Annotated in this window: 9 protein-coding genes; 4 read left to right on the top strand and 5 right to left on the bottom strand. The window is 51.2% G+C overall.

Annotation, left to right across the window (positions count from 1 at the left end; genetic code table 11):
* The coding region (locus AQR02_RS13670; RefSeq protein ID WP_209444156.1) for a WD40/YVTN/BNR-like repeat-containing protein at positions 1-1,516 on the bottom strand (1,516 nt) is incomplete at its 3' end.
* 226 nt (positions 1,517-1,742) lie between these two features.
* Complete coding sequence (locus tag AQR02_RS13675; RefSeq protein WP_279306733.1) at positions 1,743-2,015, bottom strand: YolD-like family protein; 273 nt, start codon at positions 2,013-2,015, stop codon at positions 1,743-1,745.
* Positions 2,016-2,216: 201 nt separating this feature from the next.
* On the opposite strand from AQR02_RS13675, the gene AQR02_RS13680 reads away from it, so the two are divergent.
* A complete protein-coding gene (locus tag AQR02_RS13680; protein ID WP_245237418.1) occupies positions 2,217-2,654 on the top strand; it encodes a hypothetical protein in 438 nt (145 codons plus the stop codon).
* A gap of 363 nt (positions 2,655-3,017) precedes the next feature.
* Here AQR02_RS13680 and AQR02_RS13685 read toward each other — a convergent pair whose 3' ends face one another.
* From AQR02_RS13685 to AQR02_RS13695, 3 genes are all read right to left on the bottom strand, one after another.
* A complete protein-coding gene (locus tag AQR02_RS13685; protein WP_342447454.1) occupies positions 3,018-4,679 on the bottom strand; it encodes a DUF6138 family protein in 1,662 nt (553 codons plus the stop codon).
* Positions 4,680-4,877: 198 nt separating this feature from the next.
* Positions 4,878-5,360: an SRPBCC family protein gene (locus AQR02_RS13690; protein WP_054940969.1), complete on the bottom strand. Its 483-nt coding sequence runs from the start codon at positions 5,358-5,360 to the stop codon at positions 4,878-4,880.
* Positions 5,361-5,453: 93 nt separating this feature from the next.
* Positions 5,454-7,127, bottom strand: a complete 1,674-nt coding sequence (locus AQR02_RS13695) for a hypothetical protein (protein WP_054940970.1) — start codon at positions 7,125-7,127, stop codon at positions 5,454-5,456.
* 190 nt (positions 7,128-7,317) lie between these two features.
* Here AQR02_RS13695 and kduI point away from each other — a divergent pair, with 190 nt between their 5' ends.
* The 3 genes from kduI to AQR02_RS13710 form a co-directional block, all read left to right on the top strand.
* Positions 7,318-8,151, top strand: a complete 834-nt coding sequence (gene kduI / locus AQR02_RS13700; protein ID WP_054940971.1) for a 5-dehydro-4-deoxy-D-glucuronate isomerase — start codon at positions 7,318-7,320, stop codon at positions 8,149-8,151.
* A gap of 34 nt (positions 8,152-8,185) precedes the next feature.
* Positions 8,186-8,941: a DeoR/GlpR family DNA-binding transcription regulator gene (locus tag AQR02_RS13705; protein ID WP_054940972.1), complete on the top strand. Its 756-nt coding sequence runs from the start codon at positions 8,186-8,188 to the stop codon at positions 8,939-8,941.
* 88 nt (positions 8,942-9,029) lie between these two features.
* A partial coding sequence (locus tag AQR02_RS13710) for an SDR family NAD(P)-dependent oxidoreductase (RefSeq protein WP_245237420.1) occupies positions 9,030-9,650 on the top strand: 621 nt, incomplete at its 3' end.

The following is a 9,650-nucleotide window of genomic DNA, read 5'->3' on the forward strand; positions in this document are numbered from 1 at the left end:
AATGAACACCATCCTCCCGCAAAGCCTGGACGAACAAGCCCTTTTCCAAGGTAAGTACCGCCTCAGCAGTCTGCCCCCCGTCTCTGCTTAAAGCGACACAGGCGGTACGGCCGTGGCCTACAAGCCCGTATACATAATGTTCAGAATTGGTCCTGGAGACGGCCACGGCGGTACTCCCCGAGTAACCTTCCATTCCGGGCAGATTGCGGAAGGTCACCCCGCCATCCTCTGTCACCTTGGGCGAATGGTCTGCCATGGTGACACAGAACTTGCCGGGCTGGCCGGGAGCTGCGGCTACTGCTTCCATACAGGTGGTTTCCAGCCCGCGGAAATGACCTGCCCGCCAGGTATTTCCGCCATCTTCGCTAACCGCGACTCCATACCAGTTGCACAAATAAAGCCGGTCTTTGTTCAAACGGTCTACGGTAAGCTTCGAAATCGCCCAGCCCGCTGCTGCTGCACGCGATCCCCCGTTGAAGCTGTCCATATATTCCGGAAACCCGCTCAAATCTTCATCCCGGTGCTGCCGGAGAAGCTGCCATTCTTCCCCGCCGTCCCCGGAATGATATATAGGAATGGGCGGAATATCCTTCATATGCGGCCGCACATCAGGGGCAGTATACCACCGCTGCGGGTTGTGGGGATCCTGAACCACCGTGCCGTAGCGTTGTTCACCGGGCAGCAGTCCTGCCCCGGCAGATACCCAGGTCCGCCCGCCGTCCCTGCTGCTGCGGATGCCGCCCCAGATGCAGGCGGCCATCAGATGCTGCGGGTCACGGCTGTCAAAGCCCAGCTCGGCAAAGCTCGCGCCTTCATACAGCAGCTGCCAGGATTCTCCCAGATCCGGGCTGGTATAGAGCCGCCCTTGCCTGCCTCTGGGCTGATCCTGGAGCAGACCCAGCACCCCGCCTTCGCCCGTCTCCACATAGTCCATGTTCAGGTCATCATCGCTAATGGTGCCTGCGAACAATACACCAGGAATAGCCGGGTGAAAAGCGACGCAGCCGAATCTTTCCTCCGGCAGCAGCGTTTGCTGCCAGGTCTCGCCTTCATCGCGGCTAATCCACAAACCGCCGGTATAACCCCCGGCAGCCACGATATTCGGATGATGCGGATCGACCCCAATGACCTCACCGTACATCCGGGTCGGCCCGTTTCCGTAGAATCCCATACCGGTGCAGACTTCCTTCCAGCTTCCGCCGCCATCGGATGATTTGTGTACCGCACCGTAAAATGTCCGGCTTCTCACTTCACCTGAGCAACGGAACATCACCTGCGGGTGATGACTGCTGATGGCAAAGCTCTGTACCTGATGATGATAGCTTTGGGTTAAGCCGCTGTTCAGCGTCTCCCAGCTCAGTCCGCCGTCCAGGCTGCGAAAGACGCCAGCCACATCGCAGCGGGCATAGAGAACTCCGCTATCCGCCGGATGCTGCAGCAGACCGGTGATATATCCGCCTCCGCCGAGCGCAGCAGGCGACCATACTTGTGCTGTCCTAAGTGAATGATTCAGCAAGTTCGTCCCTCCTCTGTTCCATCACCATAAGTCTACCTTCATGCTTAGGATAGAGGCATCCCCTCCGGCAACGGATTATGCCGTTCAGCAATGAATTTGTAACACCTGAACCAAAAGACCCTTGGTTTCCCAAGGGTCTCATTGCTGCTATCTGCCAAAGTCTGCTGCTTCAGCCTCTGACAGCGTCCGGAGGTCTGAAAGCCCAGTGCCTTCTATCTTCACTTACCTAATCTCTGGGATAATTGATAGCCATAATATCCATAAAAGGAACCTTGGTGATCTCTTCATTCAAACTGAGATGCACCTTTCCGGTCCGCGAGTCCATGCCGACGATCTGCCCCCGGAGCTCTTCTTCCTTCCCCCACACGGTCAGCAAAATGACCGACTCCTCTTGCATCGCTTCCGTCAGCTGGTTGCCAATTTCCTCCAGCACAAATTCATCTCTTGTCGGCCGTTTGGCCACTTTCGCTTTTGCCACGATATTCCTCCAATAAGCCATTACTCGGATTACGATTATGCCGTCATATGAATGCTCCTATGTATTATAACATGGACTTCCCCCGCATCAACCCGCATAACCTAGTTGTTTTCATCCACTGCTGTTTTATTTAGAGAGAATTCTCACTCATTTTAATGTAAAATATAGTTAATTCTTTTATCTATGTTAATCGAGGTGTGGAGGATGAGAAGGTGGGACTTATTGAAAAAATCTTTATTTCTGTTGATCGTGATCTGTCTTGCAGGCACTTTTATTGTAATACGATCTGTTCACGCGGATTGGGCGTATGAATTTGTTGTAAATGAAGGAAAGTCTTATATCATTTCAGACAACCGGGTAGAACCCGAACAAGTTGATTCAATCATTGGCAAGGTTACAAAATATTCGGATTTTGAAGACACCTACTCAGGTAATTTTTCGAACCACTTTCCGAAGGGAACTAAGTATTACAATATCAAAGGTATTAGTACCAATGAGGCAATTGCGATTAAGTTGAGTAATGGATCGTTTATTCAAGCGAACTATAACGGTGAGTATCCTGGCGGAGACTCATTTAAATGGACAACTATTCTATGGTCAATTGCAGGTCTGTTCTTGCTCTTCGTGGTGACTTTTAATTGGATAAAAAATAGGAAATAAAATATTATACTGGGTTGTTAAGCTACATTTCTAATAGGACGGAGGTTTGCATTGAGGAAACTAATAAAACTGCTGGGGATCTTATTCAGTATAGCAACAGTTGTTATTGCAATATCTTTTTTTATAGATGAAGGCTATAAAGATCAATCCAGACTTTCATGGATGATGGTTACAATGTGTGGCTCAATGATATTTAATGGTAGTGCTTCTTACTTAAAAAATAGATAAACCGGACTGCTCTCCGTAGGAATCGGAATATTAATTTTGATCGACTTAGCAAACCTGACGGTTGGGCAGTCCATGAGGCACCCCCATTATTCATTAAATTTCACTTACTATGCAGATATTATAAGTATGAGGGAGCTAGCCGCGTTTGGCTGCTTGGATCAGGCCGGTAAGGTATTGCTTCTTGTCCCCCACAGCTTTGTCAGCAAGCTTCTTCAGCTTGTCCGTCCCGCCCCAGATCAGGTAAACAAGATGTTCCACCTGGTAGTATTTGAGGCCGCGGACTTGATCAAGCAGGAGTCTAAGCAGCTCTCCATCCTGCAATTCATCCCTAATCTTCAGCTTCAAGGTTTCCGTGCTGTACAGCATACACGTCACCAGCAAGGGAAGAGTCTCTCCGTTAAGCCCGTAATGTTCGGATAAAGCTGCTGTGAAGCCGTCCTGGACCGACTGATGTTCAACGTCTACCTTCTCCATATATTGTCCGGCCAGCGGGAAATATACCGGATCTGTGAGACCAAGGCCGAAGACCGCATAGCTACCCGGCATGCAGCTTTTCTCCCCTTCCGTATCCGTATACCATTCGAAGGTTTCCATTGCCGCCTTGGCGTATTCTTCCAGCAGCGGGTGCACCTCCGGATATTCAAGCGCATTCGCAAAAAAGCGGTGCGTGCCCGACTTGGCCAGTCCTTTAATCGGCAGCCAGCACTTCACTGCAGATTTCAGCTTAATCTGATAGCTTTTGGGAAAGCCGAGCTTAAGCAGATTAATCAGGAACCGGAGCGCCTGGGCATAGCTCTCCCCTGACTCCTGTTTAATATGGACGCTTACCTCGGCAAACACATCATTAGCGCTGCATTCTACCCGTTCACCGCGTAATCTCACATCCTCTTCAGCAAAGGCTCCGCTGCCCTGCTTCATCAGTTGTTCAGCCCGGCTGCTGCCGAGCTCGATCGCACAATTCAAGAAGGTAAGCCCCACACTTCTGCTGAAGGAAGGCTCATATTTGAGGATACAAATGGCGGCATAAATTACAAGCTCGACGGAGCTTTGCCCGGTCATGTCCAGCATTGCACCGCTTTTCTTCTTATATTCCCTCTGCCACTGTGTACCTGTGTTCTCAAAATAACGGGGCAGCCACTGATCTTCTACCCAATTCCTTAGGGCCACTGTCAGAGTACGGCGGTGCTCCGCAAGATGCTTGTTCCCTCTATTCAGGTCCTGTATTCTCTCAAACACAGCGATGATTCTGCCGGAATCCAATTCCCCATACAGACCTTCATCCAGCAGATGCCGGGAAAGAAAAAACGTTTCTAACGGCTTGGTCGGATATTTCCCGGCTTCGAGCTTGCCCGAGATATAAAGGCTGATCCGTTCCAGTAGCTGCTCTTTCTTCTCCTCATCTACATAATCGAGAATACGTACATTGACCTCTCCGCCGCGGACCCGGAACTTCCCGTCAAACGTAAACCGGTAGTCAATCACCGCCCGCGGTAATGTACTTATATGGTGCTGCATATACGCAGCCAGCTCAGGAATCAGCTCCCGCACTTGCTCCTCTATCAGCTGTCCACTGGTATTCTGTTTACTGTTACCCGGCAGTGAAAGATCGAGCACATTATCTGTCACGTTCACTCTGCCATCCACATATTCAAGGAGCGCATAGCCATGAATGCCCGCCTGGAGCGTAGTGCGTTTCACAGTTTTTTCTGCGTCCTTATCGTTGATATAGGCCATCCATTGGTCTATTTCCTTCTTCATTTCTTCAAGAATTGCTTCCGCCATATGATTCATGTCCATTACATACTCCTTTACACAGCAGTATCGGCACTGAATTTGTTCCTGCTAACTCTAGCATAGCCTGTCCATGCAGTCGGAACAATTAGACGTTAGTAGTATTGTGCTTATTCCCCTGGCTGCCTTCGTTCCGCCGTCAGTGCGGTTCTAACCTTTTATTTAAAAAAAGCTGCCTCAAGGGCAGCTCTTTACACTCAGCATTCAGCTCTGGCGAAATCCCTCAACCAGTGCAATATACGTTTTGTATTGTTGTTCCCATACCCTTTTGCGTTCTTGAAACACAACACCGTCCAGCAGCTCCTCAATCACATCCAGACAGACATGCCAGCCGGCGAGGTCTTTTGGAGTATGATCCGTGAGTGTACCTATCGTTTCAATCAGCAGCAGGCGGCAGCCCTCGGGCTCAGCAGCCAGCTCGAAACGGACCTTATCTTCGCCCCAGCTATATTCCAGCACCGAAGCCGGCTTACACTCGGAAATTCTCATCTCGATAAGGTTGCCGTCCTGCATATCAAACACCATACTGCCGCCGGTCCGCAGCTCTTTCACGCGCAGCTCGGAGAACCACTCCGGCAGCAGATCATTGTCGGTCAGATAAGACCAGACCTTTTCCACAGAATGCTTGTAATGACGTTCAAAGGTGGCTGTAGTGCCTTCCGGCACTCTTTTCAACTTAGCGGTCATCTTGATCCCTCCTGTTTAACGTAATCTGCAGCAACGTGCAGCAGAACCTGTTAACCAGACTGTAAAGGATTCACAGCTGAATCGCAAATAGGTTTAGACAGCATAATCCTCTAAGCTTATCCTCTTACCATTATGCAGAGCTGCTGATCCTTCACCCTCGGAAACTTCCAGTCTCAGCTGATCTCCGCCTGAAGTATTATATTGCGCCGCCAGTACAGTCACTGTGTCAAAAACAGGCGCTTTAGCCGACATCTCTGCTGCAAATTCTGTTAGGCTGACAATGCCGCGCTGTACGGCTTGTTTGACTTCCATCGCCTCGACCACTACACCGCCCGGCATTCCTGACGCTTGTACCTCCAAGTAATCCTGCCGTTCAATCAGCTCATATGTGTTGGATAAATAGACGGCAAAATAAACGTTATCAACAAGCCCGAACAGCGCCTGCGGCTGCTCCAGCCACTTGCCCTTCGGCAGAACACCGATGACCGTGTTATCTTTGCCTTCAGGTACAGGAAACAAAGATATAACCGTACCTTTGTGATAAAGAACCTCCATATAAGCACTCTGGTGACGCGGATCACCTTCCTGATACCCTTTACCCGGATGGAAAAAATACAGCTGATTGGCCCCGGCCTCTCCGCTAACCGGCAGAGAGTAGGCCCAGCGGAGCTGTTCATTGTCGAACTCCTCCACCCGCTCCCACAGTCCCCCGGCAGCATATTCTCCGGTGATATAAGCGTAGGAATGCAGCAGCGGCTGTGGAGCGGGATCACCGGACACCACCTTCTGCGTCAGCTTCTTCACCTCCGCCGGTGTCCGGCGGTCAAGCGCAAGCTCACGGATCTGAGCCGGAGCTTCATAGAACAGAAAACCGGCATATTCCGTACGCGGCATCCTGCCGGGAAGCCTGAAATCCCCGAACTGCACATAGTCGTGCAGCACATTGCGGTCGCCCGGCACATCATGCGGCCAGCTGCGGGAATGAGCACCGGCCCACGCTCCGCGGAAGTAGAACGTCGCCCGTTCGCTCCACAGGTGATCGAGCATTTCACCAAGAACTGCCTTCACTCCGCTGTCCTCCTCCAGCTCCCAGGCGCAGGTGAACGCCTGCACCCAGTGCCAGAACCACGGCAGGCTGCCATATTCCGGCATCCCCTTAGTCCGGATATAGGCCAGCGTTTGCTCCAGGCTTGCCCGCCCGTCTTCGCGCAGCTCCTCATCCCCGAACAGCCGGCCGAAGATCAGCTTCGCCGCCGTGTATTTAGCCTCGTGGTGGCCATAGTTCACTACGGCTTTGCGAAAGAAGCCGCTCCGGTAAATATGCCCGATCGCCGTATGGAAGGCAATCCGCAGACCGGCACTGAACAAGCTGCTGTACTGCCTGCAGAACCAGGCCATCAGACTGCCCATAATCTCTACCGGGAGTTCATGCGGGGCGGCTTCCCGCGGAACCGGGTGCAAGCTAAGTGGCCAGTGTCCATAAAGGGGCGTCCCAGGCTCCCTGTTCTGCAGCAGCACCGTTTCCAGCAGCACTGCCTCTGCCTTCTTCCTCGCAGCCTCCCTGTCTGAATCCAAATGGAGACTGCCATCCACAGCGGCTGCAAACAGATAGGATGCATAATAGAAGTTGTTGCGCACATCATCATGGAACCACAAGCCGCTATCCAGCAGCGGAAGCCGTTCGGCTTCCCGTGCTACTTTATTGATGATTTCCTTCTGACGGTCTTTATAGGAATGACTCCGGTTACTGCTTGGTTCCGCCGACATCATTTTCCCCTCCCAGGGTTACATTTTAACTATATTGTGCACGCTTTCAGTTCATATGGCAATCGGAAAACCGAACAAATAAACTAAAATAAACGTACTAAAAAAGATTATGTCTTGCCAAATGAACGTATATGGATTAAATTGTACCCATACGAACGAAAATACGTTTGCGAAGGGGATTGAATCCGCAATGGAAAGACGTTTTGCATCACACCCGAATGAAGTTAAGCAGTTTGACACCGAGCGCCTGCGCAAGGAGTTCCACATTCCTGTCATTTTTGCTCCGGATGAACTGAAGCTTGTCCTGACCCATGAAGACCGCATGATCGTTGGCGGTGCTAATCCGGTGAATGAGGATGTCGTACTGACCACTGACCTGAAAGAGCTTGGAGTAACTTACTTCCTGGAACGCCGCGAGCTTGGAATCATCAATGTCGGCGGCAAAGGTTCGGTAGTTGTCGACGGAACCGAATATGAAATAGATTTCAAAGAATGTCTGTATGTCGGACAAGGATCCAAGGATGTCGTTTTCAAAAGCGCCGACAGCGCAAAGCCGGCAAAGTTCTACCTGAACTCGGCTCCTGCACACCAGTCCTACCCTACTACCAAAACAACGCTGGCTGAATCCGAATCCGGCGCACTTGGCGGCCTGGAGAACTCCAACGAACGCACCATTCACCGCTTCATCCATACGAACGGCGTACAAAGCGCGCAGCTCGTTATGGGAATGACCCAGCTGAAACCGGGCAGCATGTGGAATACAATGCCTTCCCATACTCACCCGCGCCGGATGGAAGCTTACTTCTATTTCGATCTTCCGGACGATTCCATTGTGTTCCACCTGATGGGCGAGCCTACGGAAACCCGCCACATCGTGATGCACAACGAACAGGCGGTTATTTCTCCAAGCTGGTCGATTCACAGCGGTGTAGGTACACACAACTATACCTTCATCTGGAGCATGGCCGGAGACAACAAACGTTATGATGATATGGACCCCGTAGGTATGAAAGAATTAAAATAGAATAAAAACAACTACGGAAAGACGAGGCAGGCGGATGAACCCGATACGGCGACACGAGATGATTATGGAAGTAATGCTGAACCAGAAGGATGTAACGGTGAACGAGCTGAGCGAGAAGCTCCAGGTAAGCGGTAAAACAATCCGCGAGGACTTGAGCAAGCTGGAGGAGCAGGGACTTATTATGCGTGTGCATGGCGGTGCTGTGCTGGCACAAAGCGATCAGTTCGGCATTCTGCCTGTAAGGACCCCGCTGGATAAATACTCCGACGAGAAAACCGAGATTGCTCTGCGCGCTATCACCCATATCGAAGAGGATGACATCATTGCCCTGGACGGCGGAAGCACTACGCTGGAAATTGCCCGGCGGCTGGATAATATGCCTCTAACGGTTGTTACCAATGATGTATATATCATCAGCGAGCTGGTTCCTAAAGATAACATCCGTCTGGTCGTTCCGGGGGGTTACCGTGTCCGCAATATGCTGGCCGGTCCCGAAGCTGTCGCCTACGTGCAAAAGCTAAATATACAAAAAGCATTTTTGTCGGCTACAGCCGTGCATATCGAGCATGGACTGTCAATTTACACCGGGGATTTAATTGATTTCAAGCAGGCACTCGTGACTACTGCGCGCAAGGTATTCGCCGCTTGCGACCACCACAAATTCGGGCATACCGCGCTGCGCACCTTTGCTTCATTACAGGAAGTCGATGTGCTGCTTACAGACAGCGGTCTTTTGCCCGAAACGGCAGAACAGTTCCGCAGTGCAGGCATCAATATTGAAGTCGGTTAAATCTCATTACAAAGACGGGAGCTGCTTCTCAGAGTAAGACTCCCCTATCCAACTACCATTACGTAAATTAAAAGGAGCGAATTATTTTATGTCATCATTATTCAGTTTGGCAGGCAAAACAGCAATCGTAACCGGAGCAGCCCAAGGTCTTGGTCAAGGCATTCTGCTGGCTTTCGCCGAAGCAGGCGCAGACGTCGTATCCATTTCCCTGAACAGCAGTGAAGAATCCGTAAAGGCGGCTGAAGCTTACGGCGTTAAAGCCCACAGCATCGAAGCTGACCTGAGCGATCACAGCAAACTGCAAGGAGCATTTGACCAAGCGCTGGAATTGACCGGCCATGTGGATATTCTCGTGAACTGCGCAGGCATGATCCGCCGTACTCCAGCCAAAGACCACAGTGAAAAAGACTGGTTCGACGTAATCAACCTCAACCAGAACACTGTATTCCTGCTGTCGCAAATCGCCGGCCGCCACTTCCTGGAAAGAGGAACCGGCAAAATCATCAACATCTGCTCCATGCTCTCCTATCAGGGCGGTATCAACGTTCCTGGCTACACAGCAAGTAAACATGCCGTTGCCGGTCTGACCAAGGCCTTCGCTAATGAATGGGCACAATACGGCCTGAACGTTAACGCTATTGCTCCAGGCTACATGGCAACAGAAAATACAGCACCGATCCGTGCTGACCAGAGCCGCTCCGACTCCATC

The sequence above is a fragment of the Paenibacillus ihuae genome (genome assembly GCF_001368795.1).
Lineage (GTDB): Bacteria > Bacillota > Bacilli > Paenibacillales > Paenibacillaceae > Paenibacillus_AQ > Paenibacillus_AQ ihuae.

What these genes read in the sequence shown, in the direction of transcription:
- AQR02_RS13690 (WP_054940969.1), bottom strand. Translation starts at nt 5,360, where the DNA reads ATGACCGCTAAGTTGAAAAGAGTGCCGGAAGGCACTACAGCCACCTTT.
- AQR02_RS13705 (WP_054940972.1), top strand. Translation starts at nt 8,186, where the DNA reads ATGAACCCGATACGGCGACACGAGATGATTATGGAAGTAATGCTGAAC.
- AQR02_RS13675 (WP_279306733.1), bottom strand. Translation starts at nt 2,015, where the DNA reads ATGGCTTATTGGAGGAATATCGTGGCAAAAGCGAAAGTGGCCAAACGG.
- AQR02_RS13685 (WP_342447454.1), bottom strand. Translation starts at nt 4,679, where the DNA reads ATGGACATGAATCATATGGCGGAAGCAATTCTTGAAGAAATGAAGAAG.
- AQR02_RS13695 (WP_054940970.1), bottom strand. Translation starts at nt 7,127, where the DNA reads ATGTCGGCGGAACCAAGCAGTAACCGGAGTCATTCCTATAAAGACCGT.
- kduI (WP_054940971.1), top strand. Translation starts at nt 7,318, where the DNA reads ATGGAAAGACGTTTTGCATCACACCCGAATGAAGTTAAGCAGTTTGAC.